General features: G+C 75.6%; 14 protein-coding genes, 2 tRNA genes and 1 pseudogene. 6 read left to right on the top strand and 11 right to left on the bottom strand.

Annotated features, from left to right (window positions below; all coding sequences use genetic code 11):
- Positions 1-26: 26 nt before the first annotated feature.
- The 3 genes from HLB09_RS18085 to HLB09_RS01775 all read right to left on the bottom strand — a co-directional run bounded on the left by HLB09_RS18085 (position 27) and on the right by HLB09_RS01775 (position 4,382).
- The gene (locus HLB09_RS18085) at positions 27-365 is read right to left on the bottom strand and encodes a metal-sensing transcriptional repressor (RefSeq protein ID WP_171201696.1); all 339 of its coding nucleotides are present in this window, start codon (positions 363-365) and stop codon (positions 27-29) included.
- A gap of 254 nt (positions 366-619) precedes the next feature.
- A complete protein-coding gene (xylB, locus tag HLB09_RS01780; RefSeq protein WP_171201695.1) occupies positions 620-2,086 on the bottom strand; it encodes a xylulokinase in 1,467 nt (488 codons plus the stop codon).
- A 172-nt stretch (positions 2,087-2,258) separates the two neighbouring features.
- Positions 2,259-4,382 (bottom strand): MMPL family transporter, encoded by a 2,124-nt coding sequence (locus HLB09_RS01775; protein WP_171201694.1) that lies wholly within the window; start codon positions 4,380-4,382, stop codon positions 2,259-2,261.
- Positions 4,383-4,484: 102 nt separating this feature from the next.
- Between HLB09_RS01775 and HLB09_RS19055 the strand changes: the two genes are divergently transcribed.
- The gene (locus HLB09_RS19055; protein ID WP_171201693.1) at positions 4,485-4,979 is read left to right on the top strand and encodes a MarR family winged helix-turn-helix transcriptional regulator; all 495 of its coding nucleotides are present in this window, start codon (positions 4,485-4,487) and stop codon (positions 4,977-4,979) included.
- Between the two features lie 70 nt (positions 4,980-5,049).
- On the opposite strand, the pseudogene HLB09_RS20250 reads toward HLB09_RS19055, so the two are convergent.
- Together HLB09_RS20250 and HLB09_RS01760 are read right to left on the bottom strand one after the other, a co-directional pair.
- Positions 5,050-5,807 (bottom strand): annotated as a pseudogene (locus HLB09_RS20250) (cold-shock protein).
- A gap of 145 nt (positions 5,808-5,952) precedes the next feature.
- Positions 5,953-7,086 carry a LacI family DNA-binding transcriptional regulator gene (locus HLB09_RS01760; protein ID WP_171201692.1) on the bottom strand — a complete coding sequence of 378 codons (1,134 nt, stop codon included), beginning with the start codon at positions 7,084-7,086 and terminating at the stop codon, positions 5,953-5,955.
- 171 nt (positions 7,087-7,257) lie between these two features.
- Between HLB09_RS01760 and HLB09_RS01755 the strand changes: the two genes are divergently transcribed.
- The 3 genes from HLB09_RS01755 to HLB09_RS01745 all read left to right on the top strand — a co-directional run bounded on the left by HLB09_RS01755 (position 7,258) and on the right by HLB09_RS01745 (position 10,347).
- Positions 7,258-8,313, top strand: coding sequence for a carbohydrate ABC transporter permease (locus HLB09_RS01755; protein ID WP_171201691.1), 1,056 nt, complete (start codon positions 7,258-7,260; stop codon positions 8,311-8,313).
- Between the two features lie 127 nt (positions 8,314-8,440).
- Entirely contained in the window at positions 8,441-9,196 is a 756-nt protein-coding gene (locus HLB09_RS01750) for a carbohydrate ABC transporter permease (RefSeq protein WP_409372969.1), read from the top strand.
- A gap of 56 nt (positions 9,197-9,252) precedes the next feature.
- A complete protein-coding gene (locus tag HLB09_RS01745) occupies positions 9,253-10,347 on the top strand; it encodes a glycoside hydrolase family 130 protein (protein WP_171201689.1) in 1,095 nt (364 codons plus the stop codon).
- A 120-nt stretch (positions 10,348-10,467) separates the two neighbouring features.
- On the opposite strand, the gene HLB09_RS01740 is transcribed toward HLB09_RS01745, so the two are convergent.
- From HLB09_RS01740 to dcd, 5 genes are all read right to left on the bottom strand, one after another.
- Entirely contained in the window at positions 10,468-14,295 is a 3,828-nt protein-coding gene (locus tag HLB09_RS01740; protein WP_171201688.1) for a discoidin domain-containing protein, read from the bottom strand.
- 37 nt (positions 14,296-14,332) lie between these two features.
- Positions 14,333-15,598: a sugar ABC transporter substrate-binding protein gene (locus HLB09_RS01735; RefSeq protein ID WP_212755757.1), complete on the bottom strand. Its 1,266-nt coding sequence runs from the start codon at positions 15,596-15,598 to the stop codon at positions 14,333-14,335.
- A 612-nt stretch (positions 15,599-16,210) separates the two neighbouring features.
- Positions 16,211-16,296, bottom strand: a tRNA-Ser gene (locus HLB09_RS01730).
- 93 nt (positions 16,297-16,389) lie between these two features.
- On the bottom strand, positions 16,390-17,793 hold the full coding sequence (locus HLB09_RS01725) for a multidrug effflux MFS transporter (protein ID WP_212755755.1): 1,404 nt from the start codon (positions 17,791-17,793) through the stop codon (positions 16,390-16,392).
- A 269-nt stretch (positions 17,794-18,062) separates the two neighbouring features.
- On the bottom strand, positions 18,063-18,638 hold the full coding sequence (gene dcd / locus HLB09_RS01720; protein WP_171201685.1) for a dCTP deaminase: 576 nt from the start codon (positions 18,636-18,638) through the stop codon (positions 18,063-18,065).
- A gap of 121 nt (positions 18,639-18,759) precedes the next feature.
- On the opposite strand from dcd, the gene HLB09_RS01715 reads away from it, so the two are divergent.
- Positions 18,760-18,830: transfer RNA gene (locus tag HLB09_RS01715), tRNA-Gly, on the top strand.
- A gap of 76 nt (positions 18,831-18,906) precedes the next feature.
- On the opposite strand, the gene HLB09_RS01710 is transcribed toward HLB09_RS01715, so the two are convergent.
- Positions 18,907-19,788: a GTP-binding protein LepA gene (locus tag HLB09_RS01710; protein WP_171201684.1), complete on the bottom strand. Its 882-nt coding sequence runs from the start codon at positions 19,786-19,788 to the stop codon at positions 18,907-18,909.
- Between the two features lie 246 nt (positions 19,789-20,034).
- Between HLB09_RS01710 and recC the strand changes: the two genes are divergently transcribed.
- Positions 20,035-22,987, top strand: a 2,953-nt coding sequence (gene recC / locus HLB09_RS01705; RefSeq protein WP_171201683.1) for an exodeoxyribonuclease V subunit gamma, incomplete at its 3' end; no start/stop codon positions are given.

Raw genomic sequence — 22,987 nt, 5'->3', positions numbered from 1 at the left:
GGGTGTCGTGGACGGGGACGGCGGGCTCAGCTGCGGACGAGCCGGGCGATGGCCTCGGAGGCCTCGCGGACCTTGGCGTCGGCCTCCGGCCCGCCGGTCGCCACGGCGTCGGCGACGCAGTGGGCGAGGTGCTCCTCGACGAGGCCGAGGGCCACGTTCTGCAGCGCCCGTGTCATGGCGGAGACCTGCGTGAGGATGTCGATGCAGTACGTCTCCTCGTCGACCATGCGCTGCAGGCCGCGGGCCTGGCCCTCGATGCGGCGCAAGCGCTTGAGGTAGTCGTCCTTGCGCTGCAGGTAGCCGGGCGGCGCCGGAGCCCCCTCCGGGCCGGCGCCGGGCTCGGTGGTGGCGCTCGCGTCGGTCATGCCGTCCCCTCTCGTCGCACCTCCACGCTACCCCCCTGGGGTATCCGTCGGCCCAACGACGACGACCGCCGACGTCTTCCCGCCCGAGGCGCAGGGCGACATGGCCACACGTCGCCCCTACCGCACCTCCCGGAGGGCGACATGGCCGCACATCGCCCTCCGGGTGGGGTGGCGACGGCGCGGCCCCGTGGGACGACGACGGCCGCGCACCGCCGGTGGGGCGGTGCGCGGCCGTGGTCGACGTCGACGCGGGGTCAGCGGTCGGTGAGGTCCCGCACCTGGGCGTAGCGCTCGCGGACGGCGCGGCCGGGCGCCGGGTCCTCCGGCGCGTCGTAGGCGACGCTCTCGCCGTCGCGCGCGCCCTCGCCCCAGGTCGGGGGCTCGTCACCGCCGAGGGCCAGCCACGCGGCCTGGCGGGCGGCGCCGTCGGCGACGTACTCCGCGGGCGGCGGTACGAGCACGGGCCGGCCGAGGACGACCGGCGCGATCTGCCGCAGCGCCTCGGACTTGGCCCCACCGCCGACGAGGAGGGCGCGGTCGACCCGCGTGCCCTGCGCGACGAGCGCGTCGACGCCGTCCGCGAGGCCGCACAGCAGCCCCTCGACGGCCGCGCGAGCCAGGTGCGCCGGCGTCGACGTCGCCAGCGTGAGGCCGTGGACGGCGCCCGTGGCACCGGGGCGGTCCGGCGTCCGCTCCCCCTCGAGGTAGGGCACGAGGACGAGGCCGCCGGAGCCCGACGGCGCCTCGAGCGCGAGCTCGGACAGGCGGCCGACGTCGACGCCGAGGATGCTCGCCGTCGCCGTCAGCACGCGGGCCGCGTTGAGCGTGCAGACGAGCGGCAGCTGGCGGCCGGTCGCGTCGGCGAACCCGGCGACGATGCCGCTCGGGTCGACGGGCGGGGTGTCGGACGGCGCGGACACCACGCCCGAGGTGCCGATGGACACGACGACGTCGCCGGGGCGGGCGTCGACCCCGAGCGAGGCGGCGGCGTTGTCGCCCGTGCCGGCGCCGAGCTGCGCGCCGGGGGCGAGGCCGCCCTCGGCGCCGCGGCCGGCGCTCTCCGACGGCCCGAGGACGCGCGGCAGGCGCGGCAGGTCCGCGCCCTCGTCGCGGCGCAGCGCGCGGCGCAGGACGTCGGGGACGTACTCGCCGGTCGAGGCGTTCCAGTAGCCGGTGCCGCTCGCGTCGCCGCGGTCGGTGGCGAGCGCCTCGAGCCCGGCCTCGGGGCCGCCGGCGAGCATCCACGTGAGCCAGTCGTGCGGCAGCGCCACGGCCGCCGTGCGCGCCGCGTTCTCGGGCTCGTGGTCGGCGAGCCAGCGCAGCTTGGTGACGGTGAAGCTGGGCACGGGCACGACGCCGACCTGCTCGGCCCAGGCGCGACGACCGGCCTCCTCGTCGCCGTCGCCGAGCTCGAGGATGAGGTCCTGCGCCGCCTGGGCGGACCGCGTGTCGTTCCACAGCAGCGCCGGTCGGACGACCTGGCCGTCGGCGTCGAGGCAGACCATGCCGTGCTGCTGGGCGCCGACGGCGACCGCCTCGACGTCCGCGAGGCCCCCGGCGTCCTCGACCGCCTCCTGGAGGGCGGTCCACCAGGCGGCGGGGTCGACCTCGGTGCCGTCGGGGTGCGACGCGCGGCCGGAGCGCACGAGGGCGCCGGTCTCGGCGTCGCGGACGACGACCTTGCAGGACTGCGTCGACGAGTCGATCCCTGCGACGAGCATGCTCACGAGCCTCCACGGGCGGCGCCCTCGCAGCGCCTGGGGGCCGGGCGCGACGGCCCGGGGCGCCGGCGTCGGCACCGCGACCAGCCTGCCACGCCCGTGCAGGGGAGCGCTCCCACGGGCGGCGCCCGCCCGGCCGCGACCGCGCACGTCGGGCCGAGCGCGCGGGTGGTCACAGGGCCGACGGGCTCCGGCGCGCGTGCCGGCCGCGCGCCGCACGACCGGCCCGCCGGGTCCCCTGGACCGCCGCCGGGTCCACGCGCGCCGGCCACCAGAAGCGCCGCCCCAGGAGGAAGGCCGCCGAGGGCACGAGCAGCGTCCGGACGACGAGGGTGTCGAGCAGCACCCCGAGCCCCACGACGACGCCGATCTGGGTCAGCGTGATGACGGGCAGGACGCCGAGGACGGCGAAGACGGCGGCGAGGAGGACCCCGGCGCTCGTGATGACCCCGCCGGTCGCCCGCAGGGCGCGGAGCATCCCCGGGCCGGTGCCGTGCACGGCGGCCTCCTCCCGCGCCCGGGTGGTGAGGAAGATGCTGTAGTCCACGCCGAGGGCCACGAGGAAGACGAAGGACAGCAGCAGCACCGGCACGTCCAGCGCGGGCTGGCCCAGCAGTCCCGAGAGGACGAGCCAGCTGGCCCCCACCGCGGCGAAGCACGTCGCCACGACGGCGAGCAGCAGCAGGACCGGCGCGACGAGCGCCCGCAGCAGGACGACGAGCACGACGAGCACCGCGGCGAGGATGACGGGGATGACGACGGCCCGGTCGCGGGCCTGGGCGTCCGCCACGTCCTGGGCGCTGGCGACGGCCCCGCCGACGAGGACGTCGGGGCCGCCCACCGCCGGGTCCTCGACGGCCGACCTCAGCCGCGCGAGGGCGTCGAAGGAGGCCTGCGAGGTGGGGGCCGCGTCGAGGACGACGTCGACCTGCGCGAGCTCGGCGCCCTCGCGGACGGGCCGGGCGCTGACGACGCCCTCCACCCCGCTCGCGGCCGCGACGACGCCGTCCACGCGCGAGGGCGGCACGAGGACGCGCACGGGGTCGGTGGCGCCGGCCGGGAAGGCCCCGGCGAGGGTGTCGGCGCCGCGGACGGCCTCGGGGACCTCGCGGAACTGCTCGCTCTGCGACAGCCCCGTGCTCACCCCGAGCGCCGGCGCCGCGAGCGCGAGGACGACGACGAGCCCGCCCAGCCCGACGAGCGCCGGGCGGCGGGCGGACACGGCGCCGAGGCGGCCCCAGAACTGGCCCTCGCGGCCGGTGCTGCCGAGGCGCGGGACGAAGGGCCAGAAGGCCGCCCGGCCCAGCAGCACGAGGGCGCAGGGCAGCACGACCAGGCCCGCCGCCACGGCGACGAGCACGCCCACCGCGGCGCCGAGCCCCAGCGACTGCGTGGACTCGGTGTCGGCCAGGAGCAGCGCCAGCACGGCGAGGACGACCGTGCCGCCGCTGGCGAGGATGGCAGCGCCGGCCCGCTGCACCGCCGTCCGCATGGCGTCGGCCGGCCGCTCCTGCACCCGCAGCTGCTCCCGGTAGCGGGCGACGAGCAGGAGCGCGTAGTTCGTCGCGGCCCCGAAGACGAGGACGCTGACGATGCCCGCCCCGCTCGGGTCCACGGCCAGCCCCGCGGCGGGGACGACGACGTCGACGAGGCGCACGACCGTCTGCTCCGCGGCCGCGACCACGAGCAGGGGCACGACGACGAGCAGGGGGCTGCGGTAGGTCACGAGCAGCAGCACGGCGACGACGGCGGCCGTGACGCCGAGGATCGTCACGTCGGCGCCCGCGAAGACCGCCGCCAGGTCGGCGGTGAAGGCCGGACCCCCCGTCACCTCGGCGACGAGGCCCGGGCCCAGGCCGGCGAGCGCCGCGCGCAGCGCCTCGACCTCGGCCGCCCCGTCCTCGAGCTCGAGGCCCGGCGTCAGCGGGACGGGCAGGAGCGCCACCGACCCGTCCTCCGAGGTCTGCGCCGGCGGCGTCGGCGCGGAGCCGATGCCGGAGCCGCCGACCGCGTCCGCCAGCACCTCGAGGTCGGCCGGCGCGAGGGCCCCGCCGTCCTCGCGGCTGAGGACGACGACGGCGACGGGCGCGTCGTCGCCGCCCAGCTCGGCGTCGAGGTCGGCGAGGGCGCGCTCGGCGCGCACCGACTCGTACTGGACGCCCAGGCCCGTCGACGAGCGCGGCTCCACGGGCTCGGGCTGCGGGGCCAGCGCGACCCCGACGACCGCGAGCGCGGCGAGCGCGAGGACCAGCCAGGCGGTCCACCGCCGCGCGGGGAGGGAGGCGAGGACGGACATGCTTGCTCCAGGAGGTCGCGAAGTGGCTTAGCGACCATAGGGCAGCAGCGCCTGACCGACAACGGCGGACGCTCACGTCCTGAGGGATGCCACGATGGTGGGGTGACGGAGGGCGAGGGGTCGGGACGAGCCGGCGCACCCCGCGGGCCCGACCCGCTCCAGGTGGCGCTGCGCGAGGTGCTCACGCTGACCTCGCTCGCCCGGACGGTCGTGGCCCGGCGCCTCGGTCTCTCGGTGCACGACGTCGAGGCCATGGAGCACGTGATGCTCTCCCCGGAGCCGCTCGGGCCCGCCGGCGTCTCGCGGCGGATCGGCGTGACGTCGGCGGCCGCCACCCAGTCCGTCCAGCGCCTCGAGGCGGCGGGGCACATGGTCCGGCGGCCGCACCCGGGCGACCGGCGCCGGCAGGTGCTCGAGGTCACCGAGACGGGAGCCGCTCACGTGATGGGGGCGCTCGCACCGCTGCTCGCCCTGACCGCGGGCGCGGCCGACGGCATGGACGAGCGGGAGCGCGCCGCCGTGGCGCTCTACCTCGCGCGCATCGCCGACGGGTACCGGACCTTCGTCGAGGACCCGCCCGGGCCCGCCGTCCGCTGACGCCCCGGCCGGACCCGGCGCGAGCGACCCCCGACGCGGGCGGGGCGACGCCCGCCCAGGCCGGGTCGCCTCAGAGCCGTTCGACCCGGTCGGCCTGCGGCCCGCGGTCGCTCTGACGGACGCCGAAGCGCACGCGGTCGCCCTCCTCGAGGCCGTCGGCCCCGCGCACCACCGAGATGTGGACGAAGAGGTCGTCGCCGCCGGAGTCCGGCCGGATGAAGCCGAAGCCGCGGTCGACGTCGTAGCGCGCGACGACGCCCTCGCCGCCGCGGTCCGCAGGCGCAGGACGTCCGGCCCGCCGTCGTCGGGGGCGACGAAGCCGAAGCCCTTCTCCGCGTCGAACCACGACACCGTCCCGTCCGCCCCGTCCGCGGCAGCAGCAGCCGGCGCCGCGGAGGCGGCCAGGGGCAGGACGTGCTCGGCCTGCGGCCCCTTCTCGCCCTCGCCGACGAGGTAGGCCACCCGCTGGCCCTCGACGAGCACGGCCCCGCCGACCACCGCGGAGCCGTGGACGAAGACCTGGGGACCGCCGCCGTCGACCATGAGGAAGCCGTAGCCCTTGGTGGGCTCGAACCAGGCGACGGTGCCGAGGACGCCGAGGGCGGCGTCGGGCGCGACGTCGCCGGTGACGCGGACCCGCAGCGCCTGCGGGCCGCGCGGGCCCTCCCCGAGCTCGAAGTCGACGGCCTGGCCCTCGCGCAGCGTCCTCACGCCGTCACCCCCGAGCACCTCGGAGGCGTGGACGAAGACGTCGTCGGAGCCGTCCTCGGGCGCGAGGAAGCCGAAGCCCCGGTCGGTGTCGAACCAGCGGACGGTGGCGGCAGGCACGAGGAGCTCCTGGGGAACGGCGGGACGGACGTGGTCCCAGTGTCCCCGACGCCGGCGGTCGCTCCGACCGTCGCGCGCAGGCAGGTTAGGCCTCGTCAGCAGGTGGGCCCGCGGCGCTCGTCGCGGACCACGCGCTGGGCGCTGGTCACCGCCCCGTCGGCTGGTCGTCGGCTGGTCGCCCGAGCGGGGCGCGATCGGCGGGGACAGGACCGGTGCTGCCTCGGACGACGAACTCGGCGGCCGGGAGGGCGACGCGGTCGGGCTCGCGCCCCTCGACCGTCGCGATGAGGGCGAGGGCGCACGCCCGCCCCCACTCGACGACGTCCTGCCGCACCGTCGTGAGCGACGGCTGGACGTACGGGGCGAGCGGGATGTCGTCGTACCCGACCACCGACAGGTCCGACGGGACCCGCACGCCGCGGTCGGCGGCGGCGGACATCCCGGCGATCGCCATGAGGTCGTTGGCGAAGACGATGGCGGTCGGCGGGTCGGACCGATCGAGCAGCTCGTGGGTGGCCCGCGCTCCGGCAGCGCCGGTGAAGTCGCCCTCGACGACCGGGCCGGGCGCCAGGCCCAGCGCGACGAGCTCCTGCTCCCAGGCCTGGCGCCTGACCTCCGAGTGGACATAGCCGGGCACTCCCGCGACGTGCGCGATCCGACGGTGCCCCAGCGCGCTGAGGTGACGCACGGCGCGCCTCACCCCGGCCGCGTCGTCGAGGCCGATGGTCCCGGCCGGCTCGTCGGACGCGGCGGCCGGGCCGACGACGACGTGGGGCAGCCACAGGCGGTCGAGCTCACCGACCCGCTCGTCGTCGAGACGCATGTCGGTGAGGAAGACCCCGTCGACGCGGGACTCGTGGGCGAAGCGCTCGTACGCCCTCTTCTCAGCGGCCCGGTCCGGCACGACCTGGAGGACGAGGGCGTACCCGCCGTCGGACGAGCCGCTCTCGACGCCGGCGACGAACTGGGGGAAGAAGGGGTCGTTGCTCAGCAGCTCGGGCGCGCGCCGGATGACGAGCCCGAGGGCCTGCGCGCGACTGCGGGACAGGGCCCGCGCCCGTGCGTCGGGCCGCCAGTCGAGCTCACGCGCCGCCGCCAGGATGCGCTCCCGGGCCGCTTCACCCACGCCGGGCCGTCCGTTGAAGACGAAGGACACCGCGCTCTTCGAGACGTTGGCCCGCGCCGCGACGTCGCCGATGGTCACCTTGCGCTCGCGGCCGGGGCGACGCAGGGGCGCGGGCCCCGCGCCGTCGGAGACCGGACGAGCTGGGCTGACCACCGACGGAGCATAACCCGCAGAGGAGTAATCCGGTTCTGTCCCCGAGGAGGCGGTCGGCGCTGGCCCGTTCCGCTCGCGCGGGGTTGGTTGACGCCGATTGTTCAAACCGGTTTACTCCCCGCGTCGACGCAGTCGGCCGACGACCCCAGACCCGCAGGAGTGGACGCGACGATGCGGACCGAGCGCTCGACACCGCCCCGGAGCGGCCCGCTGGCCGAGGCGCGGCCTCACGTCGAGGGGACGAGCCCCGGCGCGACGTCCGCCGAGCTCCCGCCCACCACGGGGCCCACCACGGGGCCGACCACCGGGCCCAGCGCCCCTCCCCCGCGCCGGCTGCCGCGCGGGCGCCGCCTCCAGCGGTGGCTCGGCGAGAACCCGCTGGGCGTGGTCCTCAGTGCGCCCTACGTGGCGTTCGTCGTCGTCGTCTTCCTCGTCCCCTTCGGCTTCGGGCTGTGGATGTCCGTCCACGACTTCTTCTTCACGGCCCCGGGCGTCGCGGTGCCGCACCCCTTCGTCGGGGCGGAGAACTTCCGCGAGGTCCTGTCCGACCCGCTCGTGCGGCAGGCGTTCCTGAACCTGCTCGTCTACCTCGTCATCAACATCCCGCTCACGCTGGCCCTCGGCCTCGCCCTGGCGACAGCGCTCCAGGCGGTCGTGCGGGGCCGGACCTCGTTCCGGGTCGCCTACTACATCCCCTACGTCACGGCCTCCGTCGCGACGCTCGCCGTGTGGATCTTCGCCTTCAGCGGCAACGGGGTCGTGAACTCGCTGCTGGGCGGCCTCTCCCCGGAGCCCTCGTGGCTGGCCAACCGGTCGCTCATCATGCCGCTCATCGCCGTCTACGTGACGTGGAAGAATCTGGGCTTCTTCGTCCTCCTCCTCGTCGCGGGCCTGCACAACATCCCGACCGAGCGCTACGAGGCGGCCTCCATCGACGGCGCGAACGCGTGGCAGCGCTTCCGCGACGTGACGCTGCCGGGCCTGCGCCCCGTCATCTCGCTCGTCGTGCTGCTCAGCATCATCATCACCGGCCAGCTCTTCACCGAGCCCTACCTGCTCACCGGCGGCGGCCCCGACGGCGCGTCGATGACGCCGGCGCTCCTCATGTACCAGGAGGGCATCCAGCAGGGGAAGCCGGACGTCGCCGCCGCGGTGGGCGTCCTGCTCGTGCTCGGGGTCATGGTCCTCGCGCTCCTGTCCCGTCGCGTCACCGAGAGGGAGTCCTGACATGCCGGCACCCGCGACCACGAGCCGACCGACCCGCCCGCAGCGGCGGTCTCGGTCCGCCGTGCCCGCCGTGCGCTTCGGGCTCCTGCTCGTCGGCGCGCTCGCCGCGCTCGCGCCCTTCTACTACATGGTCGTCGGCGCCCTCCAGGAGCAGCGGGACGCGAGCCCGCTCGGCCTGCTCCCGCGCCCGGGCAACCTCACCCTCGCCAACTTCGCCGAGATCAACGCGTCCGTCGACCTGCTGCGCTCGCTCCTCAACTCCGTCGTCATGACCGCCGGTGTCGTCGGGTGCACGCTCGTCTTCGGCCTGCTGGTCGGCTACGCGCTCGCGGTGCTGTCCTTCCGCGGCCAGGGGCTGGTGTTCGCGCTGGTCCTGCTCGTCCAGGCCATCCCGTTCCAGCTGCTCATGGTCCCGCTCTACGTCATGGTCGTGCGCTACTTCGGCCTCGCGGACACCTACACCGGGATGGTCCTGCCCTTCGCGATCAACTCCGTCGCGGTCCTCATCTTCCGGCAGTACTTCGTGCAGATCCCGCGCGACGTCTTCGACGCGGCGCGCCTCGACGGCGCCGGCGAGCTCCGCATCCTGCGGTCCATCGCCGTCCCCCTCGTGCGCCCCGCCGTGCTCACGGCCATGCTCGTCACCTTCATCGGCCCGTGGAACGAGTTCCTCTGGCCGTTCCTCATCACGAAGCAGCCGGACATGCAGCCGCTCGCGGTCAGCCTGGCCAACTTCTCGCAGACCAACGGCATCCTCCTGCAGAACCCGGTGGGAGCCGTCCTGGCGGGCGCCTGCGTCCTCGCCGTGCCCGTCGTCCTGCTCTTCGTGCTGTTCCAGCGCCAGTTCACCTCGGCCGACCTCGGCTCGTCCGTCAAGGGCTGAGCCCGCCCCGTCCACCCGGGCCGGGAGCCGGTCCGCCGACCCGAGAGGCCCACGTCATGGCACCTGCCACCGACCGCCCCCTGACCGTCAGCATCCCCTACGCGCTGCGGCGGGTGGGCACGATCATGACCCCCGCAGCCGGTGACCCCCTCGAGGCGGAAGGTGTCCTCAACCCGGCCACGGCGTGGGGCCCCGACGGCGAGCTCTACCTGTACCCGCGCGTCGTCGCCGAGGGCAACGTCTCGCGGGTGGCGCGGGCGCGGGTGCTCCTCGAGGACGGCGTCCCCGTCGGCGTCGAGCGGCTGGGGATCGTGCTCGCACCCGACGAGGGGTGGGAGCGTGGCGCGACCAACGCCGGCGTCGAGGACCCGCGCATCACCTACGTGCCCGCTCTCGGCGTGCACCTCATGACGTACGTCGCCTACGGACCGCTCGGCCCCAAGCCCGCCCTGGCCGTCTCGGAGGACACCGAGACGTGGCGGCGGCTCGGGCCGATCCGGTTCTCGTACCAGCCCGAGCTCGACACCGACCTCAACCTCTTTCCCAACAAGGACGTGGTCTTCTTCCCCGAGCCGGTCCTCGACCCCGCGGGACGTCCCGCGCTGGCCGTCCTGCACCGGCCCATGTGGGACCTCGACTGGCTCCGGCCCGGCGAGGGCGCTCCCATGCCCGCGGGTGTCTCGGACGCGCGGCCGTCGGTGTGGATCGGCTACGTCCCGCTCGAGGACGCGACCGCCGACCTGGGCGCGGCGACCTTCATCACGCGGTCGTCGCCGCTCCTCGCACCGGAGGCCGCCTACGAGGAGTCCAAGATCGGGGCCGGACCGGCGCCGCTGCGCGTCCCGGAGGGATGGCTCGTGCTGCACCACGGCGTCTCCGGGGTCACGGTCAAGGGCTTCGAGCTCGCGCACGGCGCCCGCTACGTGGCCGGCGCCGTCCTGCTCGACGCCGAGGACCCGCGACGCGTGCTGGCCCGCACCCCCGAGCCGCTGCTCGTGCCCGAGACGCAGGAGGAGCTGCGGGGGACGCTCGGCAACGTCGTCTTCCCGACCGCCGTCGAGGAGGTCGAGGGCCGCACCTTCGTCTTCTACGGGATGGCGGACTCCGCCATCGGCGTGGCCGAGCTCGTCCGCACCGACGCCCCCGCCTGAGCCGCCGCACGACGGACGACGCCCCCGGCCGCAGGCCGGGGGCGTCGTCCGTCGTGTGCACGGGGTGGTCCCGTGCGGCCGGCCGGCCGCCGGACCCGCGGGTCCGGCGGCCGACGCGGATCAGCGCCCGCTCGGGCGCACGGGCTTGAGCCCGTCGAGGGCGTCGGCGAGGGCTGCGGCAGCGGCGTCCACCTCGTCACGGCTCGCCGCGTCCGCGGCGAGGACGGACTTGGCCGCCTCGAGCGCCGGCAGGAGCGGGGCCCAGGTCCGCTGCGACCACTCCCGGCTGTCGAGCGCGTCCGCCTCGTCGACCAGCGCCTCGAGCGCCGAGGTGTCGACGTCGACCGCGACGTCGCACCACGCGATCTCGTCACCGGCGGAGTGCGTGAGGAGCACCGACGTCGCGCCGGAGGGCCCGGTGGCGAGCGGGACCTCGACGGCTCCGTCGTCAGTGACCTCCGGTGCGCCGACCACCCGGGCCACCGTGTCGTCGAGCGAGTACGCGGTGAACTGGTCGTCGGCGACGACGGGCGACACCGACGCCGTGACCCCACCGGTCGCGACGGGAGCCAGGTGGACGGCCTCGTCGGAGCAGGTGAGGTTGAAACCGCCGTACACCTCGAGGTCGAAGACGGAGAGGCCGTACTTCGTGGCCGGCAGCCCGATGATCCGGACGTACCGCGCCTCGGTCCGGTCGATGTCGACGACGTCGCGCAGGCCGCTCGACCGCCCCTGCACCCGGGCCAGGTCCACCCACGACTCGCCGTCGAGCGACCCCTGGACGCGGTAGTCGTCCGACGTCGCGGCCTCCCACGTCACCGCGACGCGGCTGACGGCCCGGACGTCCTCGAGGTCCACCTGCAACCAGCGCTCCGTCGTGTACGGCGCGTCCTGGCGCTGGGAGGCCCACCGGGTCGTCGGGTCGCCGTCGACGGCGTTCGCCGCGGCCAGGCCGCTGCTGTACGTCGACTGCGCCGTGACGGGTCGACCGAGCGCGAGGTCGGGCCGCGCCGGCGCGGGCTCGAGGGCGTCGAGGAGGGCGTCGTCAGAGAAGACCTCCATCTCCCACACCGAGACGCCCCACCGGCTGTCGCTGCGCCGGACCGTCTGCATCCGCACGTACCGCCCCTCGGCCTCGAGGGACAGCAGGTCGGTGCCCCCGTCGCTGCCGGCACCGGTGGTCGCGTACGCCGTCTCCCACGTCCCGCCGTCGTCGGACACCTGGATCTCGTACTGGCGGGCGAAGGAGGCCTCCCAGCGCAGCCGGACGGTGGAGACCGGCTGCACCGAGCCCAGGTCGACCTGGAGCCACGACCTGTCGTCGACGGGCGCGATCCAGCGCGTGGCCAGGTTCCCGTCGACGGCGTTGCCGCCGACGCCCCCGGAGGCGCTCGCGGCGCGGCCCAGCGCGAGGTTGACGCTCGTCTCCGGGGTGAGCTCCCGGACCGAGAAGCCGGCCCCGCCGGAGCTCTCGAGCATGACGACGCGGAGGAAGGAGGCGGGCCGCGGGTCGAGCTCGATGCTCGACGTGCCGCCGTCGCCGTCCTGGACGAACCTGCGGTCGGTCCACGTCGTGCCGTCGGTCGACGTCTGGACGAGGTACCGCGTCGCGTGGTCCTCGCCCCAGTCGATGCGGAGGCCGGTGAGGTAGGAGCCCGGCTCCAGCCGCGAGGCCAACCACGTCGTGCCGTCCGGTCCCGAGCGCCACTCGGTGCCCTCGTCGCCGTCGCCGGCGAGGGCCGCGCCGTGGTCGACCGCCGCGCGGCTCGCGGTGAGGGGCGAGGCGCCGGGATCGGTGTTCGAGGCGAGGGCGCCGGTCACGCTACGACCGAGGTCGGGACCGGCACCGAGGGCGAAGGTGCCGTGGACGGCCTCATCGCCGTCGGAGAGCGAGACGTCGACGACGAGACCCGGACGCTCCGGGTTGCTGACCGTCACGACCGGGGTCCGGCCCGACTCGTCGAGGATGACGAGGCAGGGCTCGCTCACCTCCAGCGAGCGGCCGTCACCGAGGTCGAGCGGACCCGCCTCCGCGAAGGTCGCCATGGTGAGGTCGAGCTTGTCGTGCCGGACCGCCTGGAGGGCGGCGTCGTTGCGCAGGACGTCCACGGCCGGCTTCCGGGCGTAGTTGCGCACCTTGTTCTCCGGCATGGCCGGCAGCACGACGTACTCGTACGACGCGTCCTCCGGCGCCACGCCGTGGTCGACGTACAGGGTGAAGGCACGGTGCGTCTCGGGGTCCTCACCGAGCCAGCTGCCGGTCTGGTCCGCGTTCGCGACGTGGACCGTCTGCGAGCCGGGGAACACGTAGCCGACCCGGTCGTTGTAGGCCCACGACGCACCGGCCACCTCGGTGTCGGTGCCGGCCGCGACCGCCTCGCCGTCGACGGACGCGTTGCCCGCCGCGGCGACCTGGTTGACGGTCGTGTGGACGGCGACGTCCCGGTCGGACGTGATGCCGGTCCCGAGGGCCACCATCTCGTCGTCGAAGGCGAAGTAGCTCTTCTGCGCGCTCGCGCCCGCCCGGTCGAGCGTGAAGACCGTCGCGCCGTACGTGCCGTCGGAGACGCCGCCGGTGAAGCTGCCGCCGTTCGACAGCCGCCCGGCCGGACCGCGGTCCTGCTCCTTCGCGTACGGCGCGGTCACGCCGGGGTAGTGGAACCAGTCGAACGCGGGGCCGAGGTCCGTGTACTCCTCGTTCGTCACCTGGATGGCGGTGGCGCCGGAGGCGTTCCAGTAGACCTCGTTGCCGACCGAGGGGCGGAAGGTCGAGCGGTACTCGCCACCCGTCGTGCGGCTGGAGTTGAGCTTCGTGAAGATCCCGTACTCGGGACGCAGGTGCGAGGCGAACTCCGAGCGCCAGAAGTACCGGTCGCCCGTGAGCCCGTTCCCGGGCGTCTCGCCGAGGACGTTGTCGAGCACGGCCTCGTAGTCGCGGGCGTACAGCGGGTCCGTCCGAGCCATCATCCGCAGCGGCTCGATGAACTCGGCCGCGTAGCCCGTCACGCCCTCGACCGTCTTGGGGGGTCGGTAGCCGAGGTACAGCATCCCGATCTCCCCGCGGATCATCCACCGGGTGCCGCCGACGATGTACGCGGCGATCGTGTCGAGGTCGTCCCTGCTGAACGCGAGGCTCGTGCCGCGGGCGGCGTCAGCCCAGATCGCCACGTTGGCGAACAGGGCGAGGCCGTAGCCCTCGCTGTACAGCTGCGGGCCGTGCGCCCAGAAGCTGAGGTCGGGCTGCACGGCCTCGTTGACGTCCCCGGAGTCGTCGACGGCCACCGTGGCGACCATGGTGTCGAAGCCGGCCCTGATGTCCTCGACGTCCTCGGTCGCGACGGCCTCGAAGAGGTAGTTCGTCGTCCGCCAGGCGCCGTTCGCGCCGACGGGGTCGAGGCGGCCCGTGTTGTGCTCGAGGGTGACCTCGAGGGCGTCGTCGGCGAGGACGTCGGACAGGAAGACGGAGATGCGGCCCATCGCGATGGACTCGCCGATCTCGGTCTCCCACCAGTTCGTGTTGCCGGGGTCGGCCTCGTCCCAGTAGCGCAGGCCCTGCTCGATCCCGGCCAGCAGGGCGGGCTCCTCGAAGCCGTCAGCGCCCTCGTCCCGGTAGGCCTGGGCCATGGCCATGAGGCGGTAGAGGGCGGTGTACGCCGACCACACGCTGCCGTTGGCCGAGCTGGTCCGGTCGGCGTAGTCGACGTCCGCCCACGACCCGTCGGCCTCCTGCGAGGCCAGGTAGTCCGTCGCGTCGGACGTGCGCGCGAGGTAGATGCCGTTGGCCAGGAGGACCTCGTCGCCCTGGCTCAGGTAGTAGTCCTGGAGGCGTGACGCGATGACGTCGACGTCCTCCTCCGCGGTCGCCGCGGCGGCCGGGACGGCCCCGGCCCCCGCCAGGGCGACGGCCAGGCTCGCCGTGAGGGCGGCGAGCGACTGCAGCAGCTTCATCTCGGCTCCTTCGCCAGTGGGTGCGTCGGTCGGGGCGTCAGCTCTGGGAGGCGAGGCCGTCGATCTCGTCCGCGGCGGACTGCATCTGCTCTCGCAGGTCGCCGTCGCCGGACATGACGCTCGAGCTCCAGGCGTTGCGGAAGGTCTGCCACATCTCGGTCGCGCCGTCGACGTTCGGCACGTCGACGGTGAGCGGGACCTCCTGGGCGAAGGTCTGCAGCACCGGCTCGGTCTCGAGGTAGTCGCCGGCGACGCTGTCGAGGTCGCTGCGGATCGGGAACTGGCCGGTCGTCTCGAGGAGCGCGAGGTCGTTGTCCGGGCTCATCGAGTACTTGACGAAGTCCCACGCGGTCTCGGTGTTCTCGCACGAGCTGTAGAGGCCGGCGTTCTTGGAGTCACCGAACGTGTACGTCTCCTCGACGGGCTTGCCGTCCTCGGTCGGCAGCGGGACGACGCCGTAGTCGACCTTGCCGTCGAACTGACCGGCGCCCCAGGGGCCCGCGATGCCGAGGGCCGCGACGCCGTCCGCGAAGGGCCCGGCCCAGGCGTCACCGCTGTACGCCTCCTTCGAGGCCCAGCCCTCGTCGTACATCGTCCGCCAGAACTCGAGGGTCTCCAGGCCCTCCTCGCTCGTGAAGGTGGCTCCACCGTCCTCGACGAGCTGCGTCCCGTCGGAGTTCGCGAGGAAGAACGGGTAGAAGTCGAAGAGGGCGTTGGTGTAGTCGCTCGAGGCGGGCGGGTAGAGCGTGAAGTCCGCGGCGTCCGCGGCGTCGATGGCCTCCGCGGCGGCGAGGACGTCGTCGTACGTCGACAGCTGCGGGTCCTCGGGGTTGAGCCCGGCGGCCGCGAAGACGTCCTTGTTGTAGTAGAGCATGAAGGGGTTGGCCTTCCACGGGACCTGGTAGAGGTCGCCGTCGGGTGACCGGAAGCCGTCCGCCGCGTCACCGGACCGACCGGTGACGAAGTCCTCGCCGTCCGCGAAGGTCTTCGAGATGTTGACGAGGCCGCCCTGCCGCTGGAAGGCCGGGACGGCCGCGGGGGCCGTGTTGTAGACGAGGCAGGGCGTGTTGCCGGCGGTGATGGCAGCGGCGATGGCGTCTTCGGAGGACTTGCCGGAGGGGATGGCCTCGGCCGTCACCTGCTCGTCGGGGTGCTCGGCGTTCCAGCTCTCCACGACGGACTCGGCCCACTGGACCTCGAGCTCGTTGGTGGAGTACCAGATGGTGATGGGACCGGACGAGCCCTCGGCCCCGCTCGTCCCGGCGGACCCACCGGACCCGCAGGCGGCCAGGACCAGCACCATCGACGCAGCTGCGGTGGCTCCTACATGGCGCATCATCGCGCTCAGCTCCTCTGCGCAGGCCCGCGGCTCCGCGCTTGTCGTCGGGGACGCCGCCTCGAGCGAGCGTCATCGATGTGTCGACGCGGGATGGCGACCGTCGCGGTGACCAGCGGCGGCGTCTCGCGTCCGCGCAGTAAATCGGTTGAGTCGGGAGAGAGTCAAGGGTTCATGAGCCCGGCAAGCCGCCACTTGAGCTCCCGCGGCGCCAGCAGTAAATCGGTCTAGTGGCACGGCGGTCCACGCCCCTCCCCGGACCGCACGGGAGCGGGCGCGCCGACCCCTGATGCACGGCGGCTGCGCCCGGTGCCGGTGCCGGCGACCGACCACCGTCCGCGTGCAGAGCCGCCGTCTGCGGTGGCGGCGCGTCGCGAGGTGGGACGACCTCAGGACGACTGCGCTCCCCGACGCGCCGGAGCCGCTCCGAGCTCCCCGCGGACCGGACTCGTGCGACACCCGGCCGCGATCGACACGGGCCCCCACGCCCTCACTGGTCTTCCGCTGCTGGAGACGGACGCGGGAGGGGCCAACGCCGGGCGGCCCGCGCCGCACGCGCCGCCACGAGGAGCTCAGGTGCGGAGGGCGTGGGATTCGAACCCACGGGACGCAGGACGCCCAGCGGTTTTCAAGACCGCCGCCTTCGGCCGCTCGGCCAGCCCTCCTCGCCCCTCGCGGGGCGCCCCGCCAGTGTGCCGGACGCGACGACGGCCGCCGCCCCGTGCGGGGCGGCGGCCGTCGTCGGAGCGGCGCGCGGGTCAGGCCGCGGCGGCGGCGACCCGTCGGGGCGTGCGGTCGTCGAGCACCTTGGGCTGCACGACGACCATGAGCACGGTGACGGCGAGGGTGGCCGCGCCGACCATGACGGCGACCATGCCCACGGCCCCGCCGCCGACCAGGCCGACGATCGGAGCGGCGAGCGCGCCGATGCCGAACTGCGTGCACCCGAGCACGGCCGCGGCGGTGCCGGCGGCCCGCCCGTGGCGCGTGAGGGCGAGCGCGGGCCCGTTCGGCAGGACGAAGCCGATGGAGCCGAGCGTGAGCCACAGCGGCACGAGGAGGCCGAAGAGGCCACCCGTCTCCGTGGCGACGAGCACGAGCAGCGTCGCCGTCAGCACGAGCGCCGACGTGAGCCCGGCCTGCATGACCCGCACCGGGTGGAAGCGCTCGGCGAGCACGGGGTTGAGCTGCGTCGCCCCGATGAGCAGGACGGCGCCGCTGCCGAAGGCCAGCGCGTACTGCTGCTGCGAGAGGCCGTAGACGTCCTGCAGCACGAAGGTCGAGCCGGAGATGTAGGCGAACATGATGGAGAAGGCCAGCCCCGCGACGAGCACGAGCCCGACGAAGCGGCGGTCCTTCAGCAGCGAGCCGTAGGTGCGGACGACGGACGCGGCGCCGCCGTGGCGACGGCGCTCGGGCGGCAGCGTCTCGGGCAGCAGCTTGGCCGCCACCAGCAGGAGCACCACGGCGAAGCCCGCCAGGGTGACGAAGACCCCGCGCCAGCTCGTGTGGACGAGGAGGAAGCCGCCCAGGGTCGGCGCGACGATCGGCGCCGCCCCCATGACGAGCGTGAGCCGCGAGAGGGTGCGGGCCGCCGCGATGCCGCTGAAGAGGTCGCGCACGACGGCGAGCGCGACGACGGCGCTGGCCGCGCTGGCGACGCCCTGCAGGACGCGGGCCGCGGTGAGGAACTCGATGGTCGGCGCGAGCGAGCAGAGCACCGAGGCGACGGCGTGGGTGGCCACGCCCGACAGCAGGACCTTGCGCCGCCCGAAGCGGTCCGACAGGGGCCCGAGCACGAGCTGGCCGAGCGCGAGCCCGCCGAGCAGGCCGGTGAGGGTGAGCTGGGCCTGCGCCTGCGTGGCGAGCAGCTGCTCGCCGATGTTCGGCAGCGCGGGCAGGTACATGTCGATCGTCAGCGGGCCGAGGGCCACGAGGACGCCGAGCGTGAGGATGAGACGGACGCGCTGCGCCGTCGTCCAGGAGGCGCCGACGTCGGGCAGCACCTCGTCGGCGCCCTCGTCGTGGGCGCCGTCGTGGTGCGCAGGGCCCTGCGGCACGACCGCCTCGCCGGCGTCCGGGCCCTGCGGCGGCGCGGTGCGGGCGGCGGGCACGCCCTGCCCGTCGAGCGGGCGGGTGGTGGAGCGGGGGGTGGCAGTCACGGTCTGCTTCCTGGGGCGGGGCGCGGACGCCGGCGGTCGGTCGGACGGTCGGCGGCTGCGCTGCGCACCTGGGAGGTCGAAGCCCGTGCCTGCGGCATCTGTTCCCGAGGCCAGCATCGCACCCGGATCGCCCGTCCGCCATGCCCGTTTCGCGAGCTGGCGACGGCGTCACCCGGCGAGGTGGCAGCCCCTCGTCGTGGAAGAGCGCGACGAGGCGCTGCCACCTCGGCGCCCGGCGCGCGCCAGCGCTGACGGGCGCGGACGCCGCGTCAGACGCGGGTGCGGTGGAAGCTCTGGGAGGAGCGGCTCGCCGTCGGGCCGCGCTGGCCCTGGTAGCGGGAGCCGTGCCGGTCGCTGCCGTAGGGGTGCTCCGCCGCCGAGGAGAGGCGGAAGAAGCAGAGCTGGCCGATCTTCATGCCCGGCCACAGCGTGATGGGCAGCGTCGCGACGTTGGAGAGCTCGAGCGTCACGTGCCCGGAGAAGCCCGGGTCGATGAAGCCGGCCGTGGAGTGCGTGAGCAGCCCCAGGCGCCCGAGCGAGGACTTGCCCTCCAGGCGCGCGGCGACGTCGTCGGGCAGCGTGACGACCTCGAAGGTCGAGGCCAGGACGAACTCGCCCGGGTGCAGGACGAAGGGCGCGTCGGGCTCGACCTCGACGAGGCGGGTGAGGTCGGGCTGCTCCTGCGCCGGGTCGATGACCGCGTACTTGTGGTTGTCGAAGAGCCGGAAGAAGCGGTCGAGGCGGACGTCGACGCTGGACGGCTGCACCATCGCCTCGTCCAGCGGCTCCAGGACGACGCGGCCGGAGGAGAGCTCGGCGCGGATGTCCCGGTCGGAGAGCAGCACGCGCGCACGGTAGCGGGCGCCGGCGAGCCGGGGGGCCCGCGTCCGGCCCGGGCGGCGGACGTGCGGCGACGCCGCCGGCTCCGGGTACAGTGGCGCCCGCTCGCCGCAGGGCGGGCCGCACGCGGGTGTAGTTCAGTGGCAGAACTTCAGCTTCCCAAGCTGATAGCGCGGGTTCGATTCCCGTCACCCGCTCCGAGCACGAGGGCCCCGACCGCACGCGGTCGGGGCCCTCGCCCGTCCGGTGGCCTCTGACGACCGCCGCAGCCGCTCAGGCGGCGACGAGACGCCCGCCCACCCGCTCGCGGTAGCTCGCCGCGGCGTCGCGGAACGCCTTCAGCGCGTACGCCGGCACCTTGAGCCCCTCCTCGTGGGCCCAGAGCAGCTGGGTCTCGAGGCGGGAGACGTCCTCCGCGCAGCGCACGAGGTCGTCGTCGAGGCCGAGGTCGACGATGACGCCGCCGAAGCGCGTGCGCTGCTCGGCGCTCTTCGCCCCGACGAGGCTGTAGGCCTTCGAGCGCAGCACGCGCGCGAGGTGCATCTGCCACGGGGCCAGCGCGCCGGAGCGCACCATCTCCTCCGCGCTGAGCCGGTAGAAGGCGAAGTGACCGGGCTCCTGCACCTTGATGGCGTCGACGACGGTGCGCTGCACGGCGGTCTCCCCCATGGCGGCGAGGCCGTCGCTCATCTTCCGGTAGGCGAGCATCGCGGCCTTCTCGGTCGCCGCGCCGGTCAGGTAGTAGAGGAGCCGGATGACCTCGTGCACCGGCGACAGGTGGGCGAGCGCGCCGAGGACGCGGACCCGCGCGGGCACGTCACCGGTGTTGGCCTCGACCGGGGGCATGCCGAGGCGCTGGGCGAGGGTGTCGAGCAGGACGCCGTGGCGCTCCTCCTGCGGGCTCCAGACGTCGGCGTAGAAGCGGCGGTCCGTCTCGCCGACGTCGGGGAGCATCACCGCGAGCTCGAGGACGTTGCGCTCGACCTCCATCTCGACGCGCGCCATGTAGTCGAGGGAGGCGCCGAAGCGCTCGCGGACGGCGCGCGGGTCGCGCACCGAGTAGTCGGCGGACGCGAGGTCGATGGGCGGGTGCTTGTCGGCGAGGCGGTCGACGTGCTCGGCGATGCGGGCGGCGTCGGTCCTGGGGGCGGACATGGCGGTCGGGCTCCTCGGGGGTTCTCTCGGCGCCGGACGGCCGGCGCTGCTCGTCCTCCCTTCGGCACCGCGGGCCCCCGGGTTCACCCCCGCGGCGGTTCCCAGCCGACTGGCAGCCTCCGGCCGGCAGCCTCCGACCGGGCGCCGGTGGGCGGTCGGCCCCGGCTGTCGGCCCCCTCTCCTAGCCTGCGCACGGCGCCGCCGGCCGTCCCGGCCCCGGCGCGAGCGAGCGGGAGAGGGGGACGCGTGCTCGTCGTGCACCGCAGCGAGAGCGCCGACGCGCTCGTGCGCGGGCTCGCGGCCGTCCTCGCCGTGCCGCCCGCCGACCCCTTCGCGCGCGACGTCGTCGCCGTCCCCGCGCAGGGGGTCGAGCGCTGGATCGCCCAGCGGCTCTCCCACGCCCTGGGCGCCTCGCCCGGGGGCGCGCCGGACGGCGTCTGCGCGCGGGTCGACATGCCGCGCCCGGGGCGCGTGCTCGACGAGGCGGTCGCCGCCGTGTCGGACGAGCACGCCGCGGCCGTGGAGGCGTGGTCGGCCGGGCGGTCCGCGTGGCCGCTGCTCGCGGTGCTCGAGGAGGGCGGCACGCCGCTGGACCGCGCGCTCGCCGAGGACGGCCGGCGCATGGCCGCCGTCCAGCAGCTCGCCCGGCGCCTGGCCGCCTACGGCCGCGCACGGCCCGCGATGCTCGTCGACTGGGCCGCCGGCGGCTGCTCGGACGGCGCCGACGGCGAGGTGCCCGAGGACCTGCGCTGGCAGGTCGACGTGTGGCGGGCGCTGCGCGAGCGCCTCGGCCCCTCCCCCGCCGAGCTGCTCGAGGGCGCCTGCGCCCGGCTGCGCGCCGAGCCCGACCGGGTCGACCTGCCCGACCGCCTGTCCGTCTACGGCCCGACGCGCCTGTCCCCCGCCCGCCTCGCCGTCCTCGGCGCCCTGGCCGCCCACCGCGAGGTGCACCTGTGGCTGCACCACGCGAGTCCCGCGCTGTGGGACGCCGTGGCCGCCGCCCCCGCACCCCGCCGGCGCCGCGACGACGTCGTCCGCCGCTCCCTGCACGAACCGCTGCTCGGCTCGCTCGGCCGCGACCTCCTCGAGCTCCAGCAGCTGCTGCGCCTGCACGGGCTGGCCGGGCCTCCCCCGGGCGACGAGGGCCCCGGCGCGCCCGCTCCCGCCGCGGTCGAGCACCGCGACGAGCACCTGCCGCCCGAGCGGGAGCTCCCGGGCGTCGAGGACGCCGACCGCACGCTGCTGCAGCGCCTGCAGCGCGCCCTCGCCCGCGACGAGGTGCCCGCGGACCCGCCGCCGCCGGCCCCGGGCGACCGGAGCGTGCGCCTGCACTCCTGCCACGGGCGGGTGCGGCAGGTCGAGGTGCTGCGCGAGGCGGTGCTCGGGCTGCTGGCCGACGACCCGACCCTCGAGCCGCGCGACGTCCTCGTGCTGTGCCCCGACGTCGAGGCCTTCGCGCCCCTGGTGGCCGCGACCTTCGGGGCCGGGTCGGTCGAGGAGGGGTCGGTCGAGGACGGCGCGCCCGGGCCCGGGGCCGCAGCCGGGGGGCACCCCGTCCGGCACCTGCGGGTGCGCGTGGCCGACCGCGCCCCGCGCCGGGAGAACCCGCTGCTGCAGGTGCTCGCGCAGGTGCTCGACCTCGTCGGCTCGCGCGTGCCCGCCACCGCGGTGCTCGACCTGGCGGGCCACCCGGCCGTCCGCCGTCGCTTCCGCCTCGACGACGACGCGCTCGAGCGGCTGCGCGGGTGGGTCGTCGCCGCCGGCGTCCGCTGGGGCCTCGACGCCGACCACCGCGCCGGGTGGGGGCTCGGCGGGCTGCGGCAGGGCACGTGGCGCGCCGGTCTCGACCGGCTCCTGCTCGGGGTGGCCGTCGAGGGGCTGCCAGCGGCGGCCGACCCGGCCGCCACCGCGGACGTCGGGGGCACGGGCGGGGCCGACCTCGTGCTGGGCGGCGCCGTCCCCCTCGACGACGTCGACAGCTCCGACGTCGCGCTCGCCGGGTCGCTGGCCGAGCTCGTCGACCGCCTCGACGCCGTCGTGCACCTGCTCGCCGGACGGCGCGACGCCTCCTCCTGGGCCGCCGCCCTGGAGGACGCGGTGCTCCGCCTCGCCGCCCCCGAGCCCGACGGCCCGTGGCAGGCCGCGCAGCTGCACCGCGAGCTGGCCGGCGCGGCCGAGGGCGCCTCCGACGCGCTCCTCGGGGCCGCCGACGTCCGCGTCCTCCTCGCCGACCTCCTCGTCGGGCGGCCCACGCGCGCCGGCTTCCGCACGGGCGCGATGACGGTCTGCACCCTCGTGCCGATGCGCTCGGTCCCCAGCCGGGTGGTCGTCCTCCTGGGGCTCGACGACGGGGCCTTCCCCCGGCGCAGCGCCGTCGACGGCGACGACCTGCTGGTGCGCGACCCGTGGACGGGCGAGCACGACCCGCGCAGCGAGGACCGCCAGCTGCTGCTCGACGCCGTCGCCGCCGCCGGTGACCACCTGCTCGTCCTCGTCACGGGCGCCGATGAGCGCACCGGCGCCGACGTCCCCCCGGCCGTGCCGGTCGACGAGCTGCTCGACGCGCTCGACCGCACCGCCACGGTGCCCGGAGGCCGCGTGCGGGACGTCATCAGGACGACCCACCCGCTGCAGCCCTTCGACGCCCGGGTCTTCCGCACCCCGGCCGCGGGCCGTGCCCCCGGGGACCCGGGCGACGCGTCGTCGTCCGGGTCCCCGGCGCCGCGTCCCTTCAGCTTCGACACCGGCGCGCTGGCGGCGGCCCGTGCCGCGGCCGGGCCCCGCCGACCCCCGCGCCCCGTGCTGGCCGCGCCGCTGCCCGCGCGCCCGCCCGCCGCGGAGGTCTCCCTGGCCGACCTGCGCTCCTTCCTGCTGCACCCGGTGCGGGCCTTCTGGCGCCAGCGCCTCGAGGTCTCCGTCGTGCGCCCCGACGAGGAGCCCGACGACGCCCTGCCGCTGGACCCTGACGGCCTCGAGCGGTGGGCGCTCGCGCAGCGGCTGCTCGACCGGCGGGTCGCGGGCGACGACGTCGCCGACCTCCTCGCCGTCGAGCTGCACCGCGGCGACCTCCCCCCGGGCCCGCTCGGCGAGCGCTACCTGCGCGGCGTCGGCGGCGAGGTCGAGGCGGTCGTGCGGGCCTCCGAGGCGGAGCGCGCGCTGCCGCCGGGTGCGGTCGACGTCGACGCCGACCTCGGCCCGC

The organism is Pseudokineococcus marinus (genome assembly GCF_013004605.1).
GTDB classification, from domain to species: domain Bacteria; phylum Actinomycetota; class Actinomycetes; order Actinomycetales; family Quadrisphaeraceae; genus Pseudokineococcus; species Pseudokineococcus marinus.
The sequence above is the reverse complement of the archived record's forward strand: the minus strand, read 5'-3'. Positions and strand labels throughout refer to the sequence as shown.